An 18,129-nucleotide genomic window follows, 5' to 3' on the forward strand; every position below is an offset into this window, starting at 1 on the left:
TGCCTCTTGAACGCCCGCAAGCGCTTGTTCGACGCGATCAGCTGCCGGCGGCAAGGATACGCGTGACCATTTCGGAAGTGTTGCGCGAAAGCCCCTCGCGCGCGGCGATCCGCTGGAGCGCGGCCCGCGCCTTCTCGCGCCGCCCCGCTTCATAGCGCGGCCAGGTCTCGAAGGCCGAACACATCCTTGCGGCAGTCTGCGGGTTCACCGGATCAAGCTTGATCAGCCAATCGGCATAGAAATCATAGCCCGAGCCGTCTGCCTGATGGAAAGCCGCATGATTGGCCGAGAAACCGCCCAGAAGCGCGCGGAACCGGTTGGGGTTCTTCCAGTCGAAATCATCGCGCGCGGCCAGCGCCTTGGCCCGAGCCACGGCCGTTTCGGGGCTGGCGCGATGCGGCTGCACCATGAACCATTTGTCCATCACCAGCCGGTTCGCGGCGAATTCCTGCCGGAAGAGCGCTAGGCTTTCCTGATCGCGGCCAACCGCGATCAACTGGCCCAAGGCGCCCAGACGCTCGGTCATGTTTTCCGCCGAACCGAACAGGACCAATGCGCGGTCGCCCTCGTCGAGACGGGACAAAAGCGCGAGGCAGGCAAGGCGCAGACTGCGCCGCGCCGCGCCTTCGGCATCGGGGCGATAGGCCCCGACCGGTGCCATCGTGGCATAGATCCGCGAAAGCGCCGCTTCGTGGCGGCTGGCGAGATCGCGCGCAAACCCTTCCCGCGCAGCATGGATCGCATCGGGATCGGGCGTGATCCCGCGCGCCGCGAGCGCAGTTGCAATCGCGTCGTCGCCCGGAAGGGCAAGGCAAAGCGCGGTGAAGGCGGGATCGGTCTCGGCATGGGCCAAAAGCGCGCCAATCGCATCGCTGTAGCCCGCCGATGCCTCGCCGCCCGTCGCCAGAGCCATCAGCGCGGCAAGCGCAAGATCATGGCCTGCCTCCCAACGGGTGAAGGCATCGGTGTCATGCGCCAAAAGCAGCGCCTGGTCGTCGGCCGAAATCTCGCGGCGGATGATCACCGGCGCCGAGAAGCCGCGCAGCAGCGACACGACCGGACGCGCGCCCAGATCACGGAAGACAAAGCTCTGCTCGGCCTCGGTCATCTCCAACACGGTCGTGGGCAGAACCTCGTCGCCATTGGGGCTGATAAGGCCGATCGCGATCGGAATGACGCGCGGCGGCTTGTGGCTTTGGCCGGGGGTCGCGGGGGTTTCCTGACGGAAGGTCAGGCGCAGGTGCCCGTCTTGCCAATCCTCGATCATGGTCAGCTGCGGCGTGCCGGCATCGGTGTACCAATGCTTGAACTGCGTCAGATCGCGGCCCGTCGCGTCATGGAAGACCGCAAGCCAGTCCTCGATCGTGCAGGCCTGACCGTCGTGACGCTCGAAATAGAGATCCAGCGCCTTGCGGTAGTTTTCGTCGCCTACCAGCCGCTTGAGCATGCCGATGATCTCGGCGCCCTTTTCATAGACGGTGGCGGTGTAGAAATTGTTGATTTCCTGAAAGTGGTCGGGACGCGGCGGATGGGCGAGGGGGCCTTGATCCTCGCGGAACTGCCGCGCGCGCAGGGTCTGGACATCGCTGATGCGCTTGACCGCGGCCGAGCGCATGTCGCTGGTGAAGCTCTGGTCGCGGAAAACCGTCAGGCCTTCCTTGAGGCACAGCTGGAACCAGTCGCGGCAGGTGATGCGGTTGCCGGTCCAGTTGTGGAAATATTCGTGCGCGATCACGCCTTCGATGCGCTCGTAATCCAGATCGGTGGCGGTAGCGGGGCTCGACAGAACCAGTTTGGAGTTGAAGATGTTCAGCCCCTTGTTCTCCATCGCGCCCATGTTGAAATCGTCGACCGCCACGATGTTGAACACATCGAGATCATATTCGCGGCCGTAAACCTCTTCGTCCCAGATCATCGACTTCTTGAGCGACTCCATCGCGAAATCGGCGCGGTCCTGATCGCCCGGACGCACCCAGACATGCAGATCGACCGGCTTGCCCGAACGGGTGGTGAAATGGTCGTCGATTGCGACCAGATCGCCTGCGACCAGCGCAAAGAGATAGGCGGGCTTGGGCCAGGGATCATGCCATTCGGCGCGGCCCTTTTCGCTCGCTACCGGATTGCCGTTCGACAGCAGCACCGGCTTGTCGGAGCGGAGCACGACATGGAACGGCGCCATCACATCGGGGCGGTCGGGATACCATGTGATGTGGCGGAAACCCTCCGCCTCGCATTGCGTGCAGAAAATCCCGCCCGAAAGGTAAAGTCCCTCGAGCGCGGTATTGGCCTCGGGATCGATCTCGACCTCGGCCGAGAAGGTGAAATCGCCTTCGGGCAAAGCGCTTTGCGCGATCGTCAGGCTGCTTTCGGTCTGGCGCAGATCGGTTGGCGCGATCTCGCGCCCGTCGATCCTGAGCGCCTTGGTGCGCAGTCCGGCACCGTCGAGCACCAGATCGCCGGGTGAGTTGCGGTGAAAGCGAATCTCGGATTTGACTTTGGTCCCTTTCGGGGCAAGGTCGAATTCCAGACGCGTTTCCAGAACATTGAACGGGTAGGGCTGCCAGTCGGACAGATAATGCGTTTCGGTCATGAGGAACCTCCGCCTTGTAAAAATCGGCACAGGCGCGGAACTTGTGCGGAAATGGAGTGTTACCCGCAGGACTGCCGGCTCGCAAGTCTGCGCAACCTGCCATGACGGCGGAACCGGAAAACGCGGAACCGGAGAAGGAGCGGGTTCCGACAGAAAGACCGAAAGGACAGCGCCGGACTTGCGGCCAAGGGATGGAGCGCTTCTTCATCACCCAAGTACCCGTCCTGCAAATAGCCCTGCCGCGAGGCTTCTCCACGCGGCCGCCGATCCGAACGACATCCAAAGACCACAGCATACGGAGTGCACCATATGACGCATATCGATCCCAATGACTCGCAAAAGTCGCAGACCGCCGGCGAGCAGGCACCTCCGGTTGTAGAAACCTATGTCGAGCCGGTCGAGCGCCGCTCTTCGCCGCTGCCGCTGATCATAGGGATCCTGCTGGCTCTGGCCGTGGCCTATTTCGTCCTGCAGTATTTCATGCAGCAAGACGGCGTGACCACGACCGAACCGGCTGCCGTCACGGCCCCCGCAACCACCGAACCGAGCACGCCCGCTCCGGTCGAGCCGAGCCCCGCTCCGGCAGCACCGGCACCCGAGGCAACCACCCCCGCCACACCCGCACCCGTAACTCCGGCACCCGCAGCCGATCCCGCTGCGAGCCCGGCTTCGGGCGCGACCACCAGCCCGGGCACCAGCCCCGCCACCGAAGCGCTCGACGATGCCGCGTCTTCGGCTGGTGAGGCGGCGGAACAGCTGGGCACGGCCGCGACCGAAGCCGCCTCCTCGACCGCAACCGTCGTTGAAGAGGCCGTGGGCAATGCCGCGACCGCGACCCGCGAGGCGACCGGCCAGGCGGTCGAGGCTGCCTCCGATGCGGCAGGTCGCGCTGTCGATGCGGTATCCGACGCGGCCGGCGCCGCGGCCGAGACGGCACGCGAGCTCGGCACCGATGCCGCCAATGCGGTCGACAATGCGGCCCAAGCCGTAGGCAATGCGGTTGAAAATGCGACCGGCTCGGCGACGCCAAGCGCTCCGGCCACATCGACAACGCCGCCTGCCGCAACGACCACCACGACGCCTGCCACCAACTGATTGAACAGCCGGCCCGACGCCCCCGCGTCGGGCTTTTTCAGCACCAGTATTCTCAATGTATTCTTGAGACAGTCTTCGCGCAAACAATGTATACCATTGTTCACTGTTGACGTTGCAACCCGAAGGCGCATGGCTTAGGTAAACCGCAAATGTCTAGTGCTATGGAAGGAATTGTCATGGGGCGCGTCGAGAAAGCCGGTTTGAGGGTTGATTCCGTCCTCGCGGATTTCATCAATGATCGGGCGCTTCCCGGCAGCGGTGTCGAGCCGCGTCAGTTCTGGGAAGGCCTTTCCGCATTGCTGCACGAATTGGGGCCGAAGAACCGCGCCCTTCTGGCCGAGCGCGAGCGTCTGCAGGCCGCCGTCGACGACTGGCATATCCAGAACCGCGGCAAAGCCTTTGATCAATCGGCCTACGAGGCCTTCCTGAAAGAGATCGGCTATCTCGTGCCGGTCGGTGGCGATTTCGCCGTCGAGACCGCCAATACCGATCCCGAGTTCGCCTCGATCGCGGGCCCGCAGCTGGTGGTTCCGGTCACCAATGCCCGCTATGCGCTCAATGCCGCCAATGCCCGCTGGGGCAGCCTCTACGACGCGCTTTACGGCACCGATGCCTTGGGCGATGCGCCGGCAGGCAAGGGCTATGATGCGGCGCGCGGCGCCCGCGTGATCGCTTGGGGCCGCGACTTCCTGAACAAGGCAGCTCCGCTGGCTGCAGGCGACTGGTCCGGCGTGGAAAGCTTTGCGGTGGTCGAGGGCAAGCTCGTCCCCGCGCTGGCCGATCCTTCCAAATTCGCGGCCTATATCGGCGATGCGGCCAAGCCGACCGATATCTTCCTGCGCAACAACAACCTGCTCGTGCGCATCCACCTCGACGCCTCGACGCCGGTCGGCGGACAGGACAAAGCGGGCATCTCCGACATCATCATCGAATCCGCCATCTCGGCGATCATGGATTGCGAGGATTCGGTTGCAGCCGTTGACGGCGCCGACAAGACGCTGGCCTATTCCAACTGGCTCGGCCTGATGGACGGCACGCTCGCCGAGGAAATCGAGAAGAACGGCAAGACTTCGATCCGCCGTCTTCTGGGTGACGTGGCCGCGACCGCGCCCGACGGATCGGCCGTGTCCTTCAAGGGCCGCTCGCTGATGCTGGTGCGCAACGTCGGCCATCTCATGACCACGCCCGCGGTGCTCGACCGCGACGGCGACGAGGTCTACGAGGGCATCCTCGACGCCGCCGTGACCGCGCTTTGCGCCATGCGCGACCTGAAGAAAGACGGTCCGCGCAACTCGGCCAAAGGCTCGATCTATGTCGTGAAGCCGAAAATGCACGGCCCCGCCGAAGTGGCTTTTGCCGTCGAAATCTTCGACCGCGTCGAAGAAATGCTCGGCCTGCCGAAGAACACCGTCAAGCTCGGCATCATGGATGAAGAGCGCCGCACCTCGGCCAACCTCAAGGAATGCATCCGCGCAGCCAAAGACCGCGTGGCCTTCATCAATACCGGCTTCCTCGACCGTACCGGCGACGAATACCACACCTCGATCGAGGCCGGCCCGATGCTTGCCAAAGGCGAGATGAAGGGCAAGCCGTGGATCGTGGCCTATGAAAACCGCAACGTCGATATCGGTCTGACGACCGGCCTTTCGGGCAAGGCCCAGATCGGCAAAGGCATGTGGGCGGCCCCCGATCTGATGGCGGACATGCTTCGCGAAAAGATCGGCCATCCGCAGGCGGGAGCGAATACCGCATGGGTCCCGAGCCCGACCGCCGCGACCCTGCACGCCACCCATTACCATCAGGTCGACGTCTTCGCGCGTCAGGCCGAGCTGGTCGCAAACCCGCGTCCCGATGCGCTGAGCGATCTTCTCTCGATCCCGCTGGCCGGCGGCCGCAACTATAGCGAGGCCGAGATTCAGGCCGAGGTGGAAAACAACTGCCAGGGCATCCTCGGCTATGTGGTCCGCTGGGTCGATCAGGGGATCGGCGTCTCGAAAGTGCCGGACATCCACGATATCGGCCTCATGGAAGACCGCGCGACCTGCCGGATCTCCAGCCAGGCTTTGGCCAACTGGCTGCTGCACGGCGTCGTCACCGAAGCACAGGTCATGGACGGCCTGCGCAAGATGGCGATCGTCGTCGACCGCCAGAACGCGAATGATCCGGCATACCGCGCGATGGCACCGGGCTATGACGGCGTGGCCTTCCAGGCGGCGAGCGACCTGATCTTCCTCGGCCGCGTCCAGCCGTCGGGCTATACCGAGCCGGTCCTGCATGCCCGCCGCCGTCAGGCCAAAGCAGAACAGGGCATCGCCGCCGCGTGATGGCGAAGCTCCTCCAGCTGCCGCAAATCTGGCTCGCGCTTTTCTGCGCCGCCGGATTTGCCCTTGGGCTGGCCCTGCCGGTTAACCTGCCGCCGATCCTTCGCGTGGCAGGTTTTCTTTTGTTCGGGGCAGGGGCGGCTTTGATGATCTGGGCGGCCGGAACGATGATGCGCGCCCGCACCAGCGTCATGCCCGGCCGCATTCCCGCGGCGATCGTGACGACCGGCCCCTTCGCTTTTTCGCGCAATCCGATCTATCTCGGCGATCTCGCGATCTTCGCGAGTCTGATGCTGGCGCTGGAAACCGTGGCAGGCCTCGTGCTTCTTCCGGTCTTCGCGCTCACGCTCAAGCACCTTTTCATCCGGAGCGAAGAACAAAGGCTCGCGGCGCGTTTTGGCGCGGATTATGCCCGTTATTGCGGCGCCGTCAGACGCTGGCTTTAGGACGGATGGCGAACACGCGCGCTTTTTGCTCTTTTTACCACTAAAGAACGAGAAGAATTTTACCCTTCTGCGCAACATTGCTGCGCTGCGATAGCTTTCGCGGACTTGTGATCGCTAACGCAGCAATGTTAGATCGTCGGTGACAATCACAAAGAGGGGGGCTCGATGAAAGTCGGAGCGTTAAAGGAGCTGCAGGATGGCGAGACGCGGGTCGCGATCACTCCATCCTCTGCTGCCCATCTGAAAAAGCTGGGGCATGAAGTCTTCGTCGAATCCGGAGCGGGTGCCCGTGCCGGATTTACCGACGAGGCCTATACGGCGGCGGGTGTTTCCGTCGAGCCGACGGCTGCCGATCTGACGCGCGACGTTGATGTCGTGGTCAAGGTCCGTCCTCCGCGCGAGGACGAGATCGAGCGGATGCGTGCGGGCCAAACGCTGATTTCCTATTTCCAGCCGGCGCAGAATCCGGATCTGCTGGAGCTTGCGCGCAAGCAGGGCATCACCGCGATCGCGATGGATATGGTGCCGCGGATTTCGCGCGCGCAGAAAATGGACGCTTTGTCGTCCATGGCTAATATCGCGGGCTACCGCGCTGTGATCGAGGCTGCGAACAATTTCGGCCGCTTCTTCACCGGTCAGGTGACGGCTGCGGGCAAGGTGCCGCCGGCCAAAGTGCTGATCGTCGGCGCGGGCGTGGCCGGTCTCGCCGCGATCGGGGCGGCGACCTCGCTTGGCGCGCAGGTCTATGCTTTCGACGTGCGTCCCGAAGTGGCCGAGCAGATTGAATCGATGGGCGCGGAATTCGTCTATCTCGATTTCGCCGAGGCCCAGACCGACGGCGCGACGACGGGCGGTTATGCGGCCCCCTCGAGCCCCGAATTCCGCGAAGCGCAGCTCAAGAAATTCCGCGAGCTTGCGCCCGAGATGGATATCGTCATCACCACCGCGCTGATCCCCGGCCGCGATGCGCCGGTCCTGTGGACGCGCGACATGGTCGACAACATGAAGCGCGGCTCGGTGATTGTCGATCTCGCGGCAGAGCGCGGCGGCAACGTCGAGCTGACCGTTCCCGACGAGCGTTTCGTCACCGAGAACGGTGTGGTCATCATCGGCTATACCGATTTTCCGTCGAGGATGGGGACGCAAGCCTCTGAACTTTATGGAAACAACATCCGCCACATGCTGGCGGACCTTACCCCCGGCAAAGACGGCTCCATCGTCCAGAACATGGAAGACGATGTCATCCGCGGCTCGACCGTTGCCTTTGACGGCGATGTGACCTGGCCGCCGCCGCCGCCGAAAGTGGCCGCGATTGCCGCGCAGAAACCCAAGGAAAAGGCCAAAGAGCTGACGCCCGAGGAGAAGCGCGCCAAGGAAATCGCGGCATTCAAGGCGCAGACCAAGACGCAGGTGACGCTTCTGGTGGCCGGCGCGGTGCTGATGCTGCTGGTCGGCATGTTCGCGCCGCCGTCCTTCCTCGCCCATTTCATCGTCTTCGTACTCTCGTGCTTCGTCGGCTTCCAGGTGATCTGGAACGTCAGCCATTCGCTGCACACGCCGCTGATGGCGATCACCAATGCGATCTCGTCGATCATCATCGTCGGCGCGGTCCTTCAGATCGGTTCGGGCTCCGGCCTGGTTATCGTTCTGGCTGCGCTTTCGGTTCTGATGGCCGGGGTCAATATCTTCGGCGGTTTCATGGTGACGCGCCGGATGCTCGCCATGTTCCAGCGCTCGTAAGGAGGGGATGATGGAATTCGGATTTACCACGGCAGCCTATGTGGTTGCTGCCGTTCTTTTCATCCTGTCGCTCGGCGGCCTGTCCGGACAAGAAAGCGCCAAACGCGCGGTCTGGTACGGGATTGCAGCCATGGCGCTTGCGGTTGTCGCGACGGTTTTCGGCCCCGGTGCCGGCAACTGGTGGCTGACCGTGCTGATGCTCGCCATCGGCGGCAGCGCCGGTTGGGTCGTGGCTAAACGCGTCCAGATGACCGAGATGCCGCAGCTTGTCGCGGCAATGCACAGCCTTGTCGGCCTTGCTGCGGTCTTCATCGGCTTCAACGCCCAGTTCGAGCTGAACTGGCTGATCAACCTGCGCGACCAGCTTGCCCCCGAGGCGCTTCTGAACGCCGCAGCCAATGATCCGGCCCTGATCGAGAAGCTGCAGAACCAGCTCCAGAATCTCGGCGGTTTCGCGACGGTTCTGGCCAGCAAAACGCCGGCCGAACTGGCGATGCTCAAGGTCGAGGTCTTTCTCGGCATCTTCATCGGCGCGGTGACCTTCACCGGCTCGATCGTGGCTTTCGGCAAGCTCGCCGGCCGCATCGACGGCAAGCCGAAGAAGCTGCCGGGCGGCCAGATGACCAACCTGATCGTGGCTCTGCTCTCGCTGCTTTTCGGCGTGCTCTACTGTGCGGATATCGGTTCTCCGACGCTGATGCTGCTGCTGGTCACGGTTTGCGCCTTCTTCATCGGCTACAACCTGATCATGGGCATCGGCGGCGCCGACATGCCGGTCGTGGTCTCGATGCTCAACAGCTATTCGGGCTGGGCGGCTGCGGCCATCGGCTTCACGCTCGGCAACGATCTGCTGATCGTCGTGGGCGCGCTGGTCGGCTCTTCGGGCGCGATCCTGTCCTATATCATGTGCAAGGCGATGAACCGCGACTTCCTGAGCGTGATCCTCGGCGGCTTCGGCGGCGAGCAGGGTCCCGCGATGGAGATCGAGGGCGAGCAGGTCGCAATCGACGCCGAAGGCGTGGCGGCAGCGCTCAACGATGCCGACAGCGTCATCATCGTTCCGGGCTACGGCATGGCCGTGGCGCAGGCCCAGCAATCGGTGTCCGAGCTGACCCGCAAGCTGCGCGCGCGCGGCAAGAACGTCCGCTTCGCGATCCATCCGGTCGCGGGCCGTCTGCCGGGCCATATGAACGTGCTGCTGGCCGAGGCGAAAGTTCCCTACGACATCGTTCTGGAAATGGACGAGATCAACGAGGACTTCCCCAATACCGACGTGGTCATCATCATCGGCTCGAACGACATCGTGAACCCCGCCGCGCAGGAAGATCCCAACTCGCCCATCGCCGGCATGCCGGTTCTGGAAGTGTGGAAAGCCAAGCAGGTCTTCGTGTCGAAACGCGGGCAGGGCACCGGTTACTCGGGCATCGAGAACCCGCTCTTCTACAAAGAGAACACCCGCATGTTCTACGGCGACGCCAAGAAATCGATCGACGCGCTGTTGCCGATGATCGACTGATCTCCGCGATCGTACAAACAAAGGCCCCGCAATTGCGGGGCCTTTTTCGTTGCGAAAGAGCGGGGGAAACTGTCGCGCGCCATCCAATGCCGCTCCGCCATTTCGTCCGGAGCATCGCGCCCCGATCAGGCGGTGATGATGATCGGGGTGCCGTCGCGGACCATGGCGTAAATGTCTTCGACCTCTTCATCGGTCACCGCGATACAGCCGACGGTCCAGTCGCGGCGCTGTTTCGAGAGGATCTGCCCCTCAGGGCCCTGACCGTGAATGAAGATGTCGCCGCCCGGCGCGAGCCCCATGCCATTGGCGAAAGCACGGTCCTGATCATTGGGATAGGAGACCCCGACCGAGAGGTGGTAGCGGCTGTTGGGGTTGCGGCGGTCGATGAAGTAACGCCCCTCGGGGGTCTTGCCGTCGCCCTCGAAATTCTTGTGCCCGACCGGCACCGTGCCGAGGCCGATGTCGTAGACCTTGATCGCGCGGTTGCCGCTCAGCATGTACATCTTGCGCGCACCCTTGTTCACCAGAATGGAGGTGACCGGCGGGCCGTCATAGGTTTTGAACTTGCTCGGACCGCTGCAGGCGGCCAAAATGGCAAGCGCGCTGCCTGCCAGAAGTGTTCTGCGCGTGAAAACTGTCATGCCGCTCAACTGTCCCGATTTTTTCTTAATTTGCCGTCTGCCCGATCAAGGTGCAATGGGGTGGCTATCACGAATGTCTGATGTACAGGAACCGCGTTGACGGCGGGCGTTGAAAGAGTGATGTGTTTTGAGTTTTTCTATTTCTGCAGAAGGCGGTAACCTCGCGTCATGGACCCCTCGGACGAACATCCCCAGCGCTATAATCTCGTCAACGAGCTGCATGCACGGCCCTCGCCGCGGCTGACGGCCCCTTGCACGGCCGTTTTTCTGGCCTTCAAGGAGCCGCATGACGCCGCGAACCGCGACCGCAGCCGCGACACCGAACATCTGAGCGATCTTTGCCACCGCCACGGCGTGCCGCGCCCCGATACTTCGGCGGGCCATTTTGCGGCCCAGCTTGGCCGCTACGAGCTGCGCTGGGAAAGCCATACCGAATTCGTGACCTATGCCGCCTTCACGCCGGGCGTGCCGCAGCGGCCCTTCGATCCCGCCGCTGCCGAAGTCTTCCCCGAGGATTGGCAGCGTGCCGCCCCCGGCAAGCGCCTCACCGCCGTGATGATCCAGGTCGAGACCCTGCCGGAAGAGCCGGAGGAGATCATGCCCAAGCTCAACCAATGGTTCGCCCGCGATTCCATGGCGGCGGTCTGGGTGCTCGAGGAATCCGCCATTGTCGCGGGCGATTTCCGCATCGATCCGGCGGGCTTCATGCGCTTCGCGGTCTTTGTCCGGCCGGGCGTCGGGCCGGGCCGGATCGGCCGCACCGTGCAAAGGATCCTCGAGCTCGAGACCTATCGTTCAATGTCGATGCTCGGGCTCGGGCGGGCGCGCGATCTGACGCAGCAGCTCAATGCGCTGGATCCGCAGCTCACGCGGATCGTGCAGGGCATGAGCGACGACAGCCGCTCGCCCGAGACCACGCTTCAGGATCTTCTGTCGGTCTCCTCGCGCCTCGAGGCAGCCGCGACCCAGCACAGCTTCCGCTTTGGTGCGACGGCCGCCTATGAGGCCATCGTCATGGACCGCATCAAGGTTCTGCGCGAAACCCGCTTTATGGGCCGCCAGATGCTGACAGAGTTCATGGCGCGCCGCTATGCCCCCGCGATGCGGACCGCGAAATCGGCCGAAATGCGGCTCAAGGCTTTGCTCGACCGGACGGAACGGGCGGGTGAGCTGTTGCGTACCCGCGTCGATGTCCAGCGCAGCGAGCAAAACCAGGAGGTCATGCGCCGCATGGACCGCCGCGCCGATCTGCAATTGCGGCTCCAGCACACGGTCGAGGGGCTCTCGGTCTTTGCGATCAGCTATTACGCGGTCGGGCTGCTCGGCTATGCGCTTTATCCTTTCGCCGAAAAGATCGGCGTCGAGAAAGGCGTGCTGATCGCGGCGCTGACGCCTGTGGTCATCCTTGCGGTCTGGTACAGCATGCGCCGCATCAAGGCCCGCATCCACGACGAGGACGACAAATCCGGCCACTAGGCCCGAACCTGTCCCGAGGGGGGATGCCCCCCTCGACTTCCCGTCCGGCCCTTGGCACAGTCGCCCCGTCAATACCAAGGAGCCGATATGTCGAAAGAGCTGAAAATCTACGGGCTGGCCCATTGCTCGACCTGCCAGAAGGCGCAGGCCGCGCTTGAGGCCGAAGGGTGGAGCGTGACCTTCCGCGATGTGAAGACCGCACCGCTTTCCACGCAGGAATGGTCCGCTCTTTCCGATGAATTCGGCGAGAAACTCGTCAATCGGGCCAGCCTGACATGGCGCGGCATGAAAGAGGACGAGCGCGCCAAAACGCCCGTCGAGATGCTGGAGGCCAAGCCTTCGCTGATCAAACGCCCCGCCATCATGGCCGGCGATCAGCGCTATCTGGGCTGGACCGCCAATGTCAAACGCGCGCTTGGCGTGCCGGTTTGACCGGAGGCAGCTGTCCTCAGACGACGTAGCGGTCGCGGCGGTGGTTGATCGCGATGACGAGATTGACCACCAGCGCCCCGAGGAACGACCAGGCAACCGTCTGCCAGTCGCGGATCGCAAAGGCCCATGCAAATAGGCAAGCGTCGAAAATCAGCTGGGTCCAGCCCGCGCGAAAGCCGGTCTTGTCCTGAAGATAAAGCCCGACGATCCCGATACCGCCAAGCGAGGCCCCGTGCCGGAACAGCGCGAGCAGCGCCGAGCCGGTCAGAAAGCCGAAGAGCACCGCGCCGACCAGCGGATCAAGATGCGCGAAGCTGATTTCCGAGGGCAGGGTGGCGACCAGAACCGACAAAAGCGCGACCGCGATAAAGCTCTTGATGGTAAAGCCCAGCCCGAAACGGCGATAGCCCAGCCAGTAGAAAGGCAGGTTCACCAGAAAGAAGATCGGCGCGAAACCATAGCCCGTGGCATAGGAAATCATCACGGCCAGTCCCGCCGTCTGGCCGGTGACGAAGCCCAGATGGGTCAGGATCAGAACACCGATCGAGGCCATGAAGCTGCCATAGGCAAGCCCTTGGGCATCCTCGATGAATGTATGCTTTTTCGGCTCGTTCGGGGTATCGCTCATGCCCTTGCCCTATGCCGGAGCGCGCGGCTCTGCAAGCGCTGAACGAAAACGGAGCGCCGCGTCAAAGGCGGCGCTCCGGTCCTTCGGTCGCGTCGGCAGGCGAAGCCTACTGCGCGAAAGCCTTGTCCGAGACGGCATGGGTCCATGCGCCCGCGGGCTCTTTCGAGATCACCGGATCCGATCCGCCCGACAGCAGGGTCGCGACGGTACGCTGGTAATCGGCCTCGTCCAAAGCGCCGGTCGAGCCTTCGAGAAGCTTGGCGATCTCGGTCGCCATATAGGTCTGGTGCTCGAGGGTCTGGGCGCCGGTCTCGTCATTCTCGATCACGATTTCCGCTGCTTCTTCAGGGTGTTCCTTGACATAGTTCCAGCCCTTCATCGAAGCACGGACAAAGCGCGCAAGCTTGTCCTCCATCGCGGGATCCTTGAGCTTTTCTTCGAGCACATAGATCCCGTCTTCCAGCGTCGCGACGCCCTGATCGTCATATTTGAAGTTCACGAGATCCTCGGGCTTGATCCCCGCATCCAGCACCTGACCATATTCGTTATAGGTCATGGTCGAAATGCAGGCGGCCTGCTTTTGCAGCAAGGGATCGACGTTGAACCCCTGTTTGAGGACCGTTACCCCATCCGCCCCGCCATCCGTCGAAAGGCCGAGATGGTTCATCCAGCTCAGGAACGGGTATTCGTTGCCCGAGAACCAGACGCCAAGGGTCTTGCCCTTGAAGTCACTCTTGGGGTCGGCGACCCCGCTTTCCTTGAGGCAGGTCAGCATCATCCCCGATTTCTTGAAAGGCTGGGCGATATTGACGATGGGCAGGCCTTTTTCGCGGGCGGCAAGCGCTGCGGGCATCCATTCGATGGTCACATCTGCGCCGCCGCCGGCCAGAACCTGCACCGGCGCGATATCGGGGCCGCCCGGTTTGATGGTGACGTTCAGGCCTTCCTCGTCGTAAAAGCCTTTGTCCTTGGCGACATAATAGCCCGCGAACTGGGCTTGGGTGACCCATTTGAGCTGAAGGCTCAGGTCGTCGGCGGCAAAGGCACCGCTGGCGAAACCAATAGCGCAAGCGGCCGAAAGGGTCGTACCGGTCAGGAACTTCTTCATCCTTGCTCTCCACTGTTGAGGGGCGGTTTCGCCCGTTATTGGCGCTGCGAGGGGTGCCAGAAGGTCACCTTTTTCTCGATCCACGCGACAATTCCATAAAAAGCGGTCCCAGAGACCGCCGCCACGGCAATCTCGGCCCAGACCAGAGCCATGTTCAACTGTCCGACCGAAGTCGATATCCGAAAGCCCATGCCCCGCGTCGGGCTGCCGAAAAACTCGGCGACAATCGCACCGATCAGCGCAAGGGTCGTCGTGATCTTGAGCCCGTTGAAAAGGAAGGGCATGGCGGCGGGCAGGCGCAGCTTCCACAAGGATTGCCAATAGCCCGCATTCCATGTCGCCATCTGGTCACGCTGCAGCGCATCGGTGGCAGCAAGCCCCGCGACCATGTTCACGAGGATCGGAAAAAAGACCATGACCACAACGACGGCGGCCTTGGACTGCCAGTCGAAGCCGAACCACATCACCAGAATGGGGGCGATGCCGACGATCGGCAGGGCAGCGACGAAATTCCCGATCGGCAGCAGCCCGCGTTGCAAAAACGGACTGCGGTCGATGGCGATGGCGGTCGCGATGGCGGCCAAAGCCCCGAGCACCCAGCCCGAGAGCGCGCCTTTCAGGATGGTCTGGACAAAATCGCCCCACAGCAGCGGAAGATTGCCCAGAAATGCCTGCCAGATCGCGCTTGGCGCCGGAAGGATGACATTGGGGATCTGGTAAAGGCGCACGGCCATTTCCCACAACACCAGCACCGTCGCGCCAAAGATCGCCGCGACGAGAAAGGCGTAAAGCGGGCCCTCGCGCCGTGCCAGCCGGATGTTGAGCCAGAAGGCCGCGACCCAGACGGCCGCCATCGACAAAGCCCCCGTCATCGCGCCAACCCCATCCGCTTCAAGGTGATCCTCTCGATCACGCCGATCAGCATGACCAGAACCGCCGCCAGCGCTGCCGCCATGAACAGTGCCGACCAGATCTGGATCGTCTGCCCGTAATAGCTCCCCGACAAGAGCCGCGCGCCAAGACCTGCGGTCGCGCCCGCAGGCAGTTCTCCGACAATGGTGCCGACCAGAGCCGCCGCAATCGCCACCTTGAGGCTCGCGAAAAGATAGGGCATCGCCGAGGGCAGGCGCAGGCGCAAAAGGACCTGCGAGGGATGGGCGCTCCACGAGCGCATCAGGTCAAGCTGCATCCGGTCGGGCGTCCTCAGGCCCTTGACCATGCCCACGAGTACCGGAAAGAACGAGAGCCAGGCCGCGATCACCGCCTTGGGCAAAAGTCCGGTGATGCCCATGCTGGCGAAAACCACGATGACCATCGGTGCAATCGCGAGGATCGGCACGGTCTGGCTCGCGACCGCCCAAGGCATGACCGAAAGATCCATCACCCGACTTTGGGTGATGCCGATCGCCAATGCGATCCCCGCGAGACTGCCGATCGCAAAGCCCGCCATCGTGGCCGAAAGCGTGACCCAGGAATGCCAGACGAGGCTGCGTTTCGAGGTGATCTTCTGCCCGAAAACTCCGTCCCATACACCTTTCGCGACCTGATGCGGGGCAGGGAGGACAGGCCTCTCCTGCACCATCGTCGCCGAAACCAGTTGCGAAAAACCCAAAGTCTCGCCCGCCCGTGCCGCCTGATCGCGTGCCCAGGGCGCATTGAGCCAGACCGCCGCCCCGTACCAGAGCGCAATGATCACCGCGACCACCGCGAGAACCGGAAGCACCGTCTTCATGCCGCGCCTCCCTTGCGGTCAGTCATAGCTGTGCCCCTCGCGCAGCCCCTCGCGGACCTGTTGGGCGATCTCGATGAATTCGGGCGTGTCGCGGATTTCAAGCGGGCGCTCGGGGGGCAGCGGGCTTTCGATGACGCGGGTTATCCGGCCCGGACGCGGCGACATCACAACGATTTTGGTCGAGAGATAGACCGCCTCGGGAATGGAATGGGTCACGAAACCGATGGTCTTTCCGGTCTTGCGCCAAAGCGCCAGCACCGCCTGATTGAGCCGGTCGCGCACGATCTCGTCCAAGGCGCCGAAAGGCTCGTCCATGAGCAGGATATCGGCGTCGAATGCCAGCGCCCGCGCGATCGAGGCGCGCTGCTGCATCCCGCCCGAAAGCTGCCACGGAAACTTTCCGGCAAAGCCCGAAAGCTCGACCAAATCGAGGACTCGGTCGATACGCTCTTTCCGATCTCCCTTTGAAAAACCCATGATTTCAAGAGGTAGCGAGATATTCCCAGCAATCGTACGCCAAGGATAGAGGCCCGGAGCCTGAAAGACATAGCCATAGGCGCGCGCGCGCCGCGCTTCATCCGCATCAAGACCATTGACGATGACCGCGCCGGAAGTCGGGCGCTCGAGCGCGGCAATCGTGCGCAAAAAAGTCGTCTTGCCGCAGCCGGAAGGGCCGATGAAGCTGACGAAATCGCCCTTGTCGATCGCGAGATCGACGTCTTTGAGCGCATGGACCGGCCCGTCATTGGTCTGAAACGTCAGCGAGACCTTTTCGGCCTGGATAACACTGCGGCTTTGCACGTCAGCCTTCCCTTTCTTGTCCGGCAGTTGCGGGGGATGTGTCGGGCCGCCACCGCGGCACCAGCGTGATCACGGCAAGACCTCCGAAACGCGGCACGGCAGCGCCGTCCCCGCAGGCCATCACACCCCGCTCGCGGGGATCCCCGAACGCGAAACCGGACGCGGCGCGGTCAGTTCCTTCCAGGCCGAAAGCGCGCGGTTGACGGCAGGCTGGGGTTCGCGGGCCACGAATTCGCCATGGCCCTCGGGGCTCTCGATCTTGCCCTCGCGGTAGGCCACGCGCCCGCGACTGAGCGTATAGCGGGGCAGGCCCTTGACGCGTTGGCCCTCGAAGACGTTGTAATCGATCGCACTTTGTTGCGCGCCTGCCGAGATCACCTTTTCCGCATCCGGGTCCCAGATCACCAGATCCGCATCCGATCCGACCAGAACCGCGCCTTTTTTGGGATACATATTGAGGATCTTGGCGATATTGGTCGAGCTGACCGCCACGAATTCGTTGGGCGTCAGACGACCGGTTCCGACACCATGGGTCCACAGCATCGGCAAACGGTCCTCGAGACCGCCGGTCCCGTTGGGGATCTTGGTGAAATTGCCGATCCCCGTGCGCTTTTGCGCGGTGGTAAAGGCGCAATGATCGGTGGCAACGCAAGAGAGGCTACCCGATTGCAGGCCGTTCCACAGGCTGTCTTGGTGCTGCTTGTTGCGGAAGGGCGGCGACATCACGCGCCGCGCGGCATGGTCCCAATCGGGATTGGCATATTCGCTGTCGTCGAGCGTCAGATGCTGGATCAAAGGCTCGCCCCAGACCCTCTTTCCGGCCTGACGCGCGCGCCGGATCGCCTCGTGGGCATCCTCGCAAGAGGTATGGACGACATAAAGCGGCACGCCCGCCATATCGGCGATCATGATGGCACGGTTGGTGGCCTCGCCCTCGACTTGAGGCGGGCGCGAATAGGCATGGGCCTCGGGACCGGTATTGCCCTCGGCCAAAAGCCGCGCCGAAAGCTCGGCCACGACATCGCCGTTCTCGGCATGGACCATCGCCAATCCGCCCAGATCGCCGACGCGGCGGAAGCTCGCGAAAAGCTCGTCGTCATTGACCATGAGCGCGCCTTTATAGGCCATGAAATGTTTGAAGCTGGTCACGCCGCGCGCGGCAACCTCGGCCATTTCCTCATAGACCTGCTGCCCCCACCAGGTCACCGCCATATGAAAGGAATAGTCGCAATGGGCGCGCCCCGATTTGTTGCTCCAAACCTTGAGCGCGTCCAGAAGGCTCTGGCCGGGATCGGGCAAGGCAAAATCGATCACCATCGTCGTCCCTCCCGCCAAAGCGGCCCGCGTGCCGCTTTCGAAATCATCGGCCGAATAGGTCCCCATGAAGGGCATCTCGAGATGGGTGTGCGGATCAATCCCGCCGGGCATGACATAGCAGCCGGTCGCGTCCAGAACCTCGTCACCGGCCAGCCCCGGACCGATTGCCGCGATCTTGCCTCCTTCGATCAAAACATCTGCCTTATAGGTCAGATCCGCCGTGACAATCGTGCCGTTCCTGATGACCGTGCTCATCCGTCTTCCTTCGCTTTGATCGAAATACCTC

Annotated in this window: 15 protein-coding genes; 7 read left to right on the forward strand and 8 right to left on the reverse strand. The window is 63.0% G+C overall.

The annotated features are described in order from the left end of the window. Positions 1-37 precede the first annotated feature (37 nt). Positions 38-2,590 carry an aminopeptidase N gene (pepN, locus tag ACFFUC_RS05545; RefSeq protein ID WP_377684319.1) on the reverse strand — a complete coding sequence of 851 codons (2,553 nt, stop codon included), beginning with the start codon at positions 2,588-2,590 and terminating at the stop codon, positions 38-40. A 309-nt stretch (positions 2,591-2,899) separates the two neighbouring features. Between pepN and ACFFUC_RS05550 the strand changes: the two genes are divergently transcribed. From ACFFUC_RS05550 to ACFFUC_RS05570, 5 genes are all read left to right on the forward strand, one after another. Beyond that, a complete protein-coding gene (locus ACFFUC_RS05550) occupies positions 2,900-3,685 on the forward strand; it encodes a hypothetical protein (RefSeq protein ID WP_377684321.1) in 786 nt (261 codons plus the stop codon). Positions 3,686-3,861: 176 nt separating this feature from the next. Further along, positions 3,862-6,009, forward strand: coding sequence for a malate synthase G (locus ACFFUC_RS05555; RefSeq protein ID WP_377684323.1), 2,148 nt, complete (start codon positions 3,862-3,864; stop codon positions 6,007-6,009). Continuing rightward, positions 6,009-6,452, forward strand: coding sequence for a methyltransferase family protein (locus ACFFUC_RS05560; RefSeq protein WP_377684325.1), 444 nt, complete (start codon positions 6,009-6,011; stop codon positions 6,450-6,452). Before ACFFUC_RS05555 ends, ACFFUC_RS05560 begins: the two co-directional genes overlap by 1 nt. Positions 6,453-6,617: 165 nt before the next feature. Beyond that, the gene (locus ACFFUC_RS05565; protein ID WP_377684327.1) at positions 6,618-8,192 is read left to right on the forward strand and encodes a Re/Si-specific NAD(P)(+) transhydrogenase subunit alpha; all 1,575 of its coding nucleotides are present in this window, start codon (positions 6,618-6,620) and stop codon (positions 8,190-8,192) included. Positions 8,193-8,202: 10 nt separating this feature from the next. Beyond that, on the forward strand, positions 8,203-9,708 hold the full coding sequence (locus ACFFUC_RS05570; protein ID WP_377684329.1) for an NAD(P)(+) transhydrogenase (Re/Si-specific) subunit beta: 1,506 nt from the start codon (positions 8,203-8,205) through the stop codon (positions 9,706-9,708). A 125-nt stretch (positions 9,709-9,833) separates the two neighbouring features. Here the strand turns inward: ACFFUC_RS05570 and ACFFUC_RS05575 are convergent, their stop codons facing one another. Further along, on the reverse strand, positions 9,834-10,349 hold the full coding sequence (locus tag ACFFUC_RS05575) for a L,D-transpeptidase family protein (protein WP_377684331.1): 516 nt from the start codon (positions 10,347-10,349) through the stop codon (positions 9,834-9,836). Positions 10,350-10,517: 168 nt separating this feature from the next. Between ACFFUC_RS05575 and ACFFUC_RS05580 the strand changes: the two genes are divergently transcribed. Further along, positions 10,518-11,825, forward strand: coding sequence for a DUF3422 family protein (locus tag ACFFUC_RS05580; RefSeq protein ID WP_377684333.1), 1,308 nt, complete (start codon positions 10,518-10,520; stop codon positions 11,823-11,825). An 87-nt stretch (positions 11,826-11,912) separates the two neighbouring features. Continuing rightward, positions 11,913-12,257 (forward strand): arsenate reductase family protein, encoded by a 345-nt coding sequence (locus ACFFUC_RS05585; protein WP_377684335.1) that lies wholly within the window; start codon positions 11,913-11,915, stop codon positions 12,255-12,257. A gap of 16 nt (positions 12,258-12,273) precedes the next feature. Here ACFFUC_RS05585 and ACFFUC_RS05590 read toward each other — a convergent pair whose 3' ends face one another. The 6 genes from ACFFUC_RS05590 to hydA form a co-directional block, all read right to left on the reverse strand. Continuing rightward, the gene (locus tag ACFFUC_RS05590; protein WP_377684337.1) at positions 12,274-12,885 is read right to left on the reverse strand and encodes a YitT family protein; all 612 of its coding nucleotides are present in this window, start codon (positions 12,883-12,885) and stop codon (positions 12,274-12,276) included. A 106-nt stretch (positions 12,886-12,991) separates the two neighbouring features. After that, entirely contained in the window at positions 12,992-13,993 is a 1,002-nt protein-coding gene (locus ACFFUC_RS05595; protein WP_377684339.1) for an ABC transporter substrate-binding protein, read from the reverse strand. Positions 13,994-14,028: 35 nt separating this feature from the next. After that, a complete protein-coding gene (locus ACFFUC_RS05600) occupies positions 14,029-14,865 on the reverse strand; it encodes an ABC transporter permease (RefSeq protein ID WP_377684340.1) in 837 nt (278 codons plus the stop codon). Beyond that, positions 14,862-15,725, reverse strand: a complete 864-nt coding sequence (locus ACFFUC_RS05605; protein ID WP_377684341.1) for an ABC transporter permease — start codon at positions 15,723-15,725, stop codon at positions 14,862-14,864. The genes ACFFUC_RS05600 and ACFFUC_RS05605 overlap by 4 nt, the downstream gene beginning before the upstream one ends. A gap of 18 nt (positions 15,726-15,743) precedes the next feature. Continuing rightward, positions 15,744-16,526 (reverse strand): ABC transporter ATP-binding protein, encoded by a 783-nt coding sequence (locus ACFFUC_RS05610; protein WP_377684342.1) that lies wholly within the window; start codon positions 16,524-16,526, stop codon positions 15,744-15,746. 120 nt (positions 16,527-16,646) lie between these two features. Beyond that, positions 16,647-18,098 (reverse strand): dihydropyrimidinase, encoded by a 1,452-nt coding sequence (gene hydA, locus ACFFUC_RS05615; protein ID WP_377684344.1) that lies wholly within the window; start codon positions 18,096-18,098, stop codon positions 16,647-16,649. Positions 18,099-18,129: the final 31 nt, after the last annotated feature.

Source organism: Paracoccus cavernae, from assembly GCF_042430175.1.
Lineage (GTDB): Bacteria > Pseudomonadota > Alphaproteobacteria > Rhodobacterales > Rhodobacteraceae > Paracoccus > Paracoccus cavernae.

Coding starts and splice junctions, on each gene's coding strand:
- pepN (WP_377684319.1), bottom strand. CDS start 2,590: ATGACCGAAACGCATTATCTGTCCGACTGGCAGCCCTACCCGTTCAAT.
- ACFFUC_RS05550 (WP_377684321.1), top strand. CDS start 2,900: ATGACGCATATCGATCCCAATGACTCGCAAAAGTCGCAGACCGCCGGC.
- ACFFUC_RS05555 (WP_377684323.1), top strand. CDS start 3,862: ATGGGGCGCGTCGAGAAAGCCGGTTTGAGGGTTGATTCCGTCCTCGCG.
- ACFFUC_RS05560 (WP_377684325.1), top strand. CDS start 6,009: ATGGCGAAGCTCCTCCAGCTGCCGCAAATCTGGCTCGCGCTTTTCTGC.
- ACFFUC_RS05565 (WP_377684327.1), top strand. CDS start 6,618: ATGAAAGTCGGAGCGTTAAAGGAGCTGCAGGATGGCGAGACGCGGGTC.
- ACFFUC_RS05570 (WP_377684329.1), top strand. CDS start 8,203: ATGGAATTCGGATTTACCACGGCAGCCTATGTGGTTGCTGCCGTTCTT.
- ACFFUC_RS05575 (WP_377684331.1), bottom strand. CDS start 10,349: ATGACAGTTTTCACGCGCAGAACACTTCTGGCAGGCAGCGCGCTTGCC.
- ACFFUC_RS05580 (WP_377684333.1), top strand. CDS start 10,518: ATGGACCCCTCGGACGAACATCCCCAGCGCTATAATCTCGTCAACGAG.
- ACFFUC_RS05585 (WP_377684335.1), top strand. CDS start 11,913: ATGTCGAAAGAGCTGAAAATCTACGGGCTGGCCCATTGCTCGACCTGC.
- ACFFUC_RS05590 (WP_377684337.1), bottom strand. CDS start 12,885: ATGAGCGATACCCCGAACGAGCCGAAAAAGCATACATTCATCGAGGAT.
- ACFFUC_RS05595 (WP_377684339.1), bottom strand. CDS start 13,993: ATGAAGAAGTTCCTGACCGGTACGACCCTTTCGGCCGCTTGCGCTATT.
- ACFFUC_RS05600 (WP_377684340.1), bottom strand. CDS start 14,865: ATGACGGGGGCTTTGTCGATGGCGGCCGTCTGGGTCGCGGCCTTCTGG.
- ACFFUC_RS05605 (WP_377684341.1), bottom strand. CDS start 15,725: ATGAAGACGGTGCTTCCGGTTCTCGCGGTGGTCGCGGTGATCATTGCG.
- hydA (WP_377684344.1), bottom strand. CDS start 18,098: ATGAGCACGGTCATCAGGAACGGCACGATTGTCACGGCGGATCTGACC.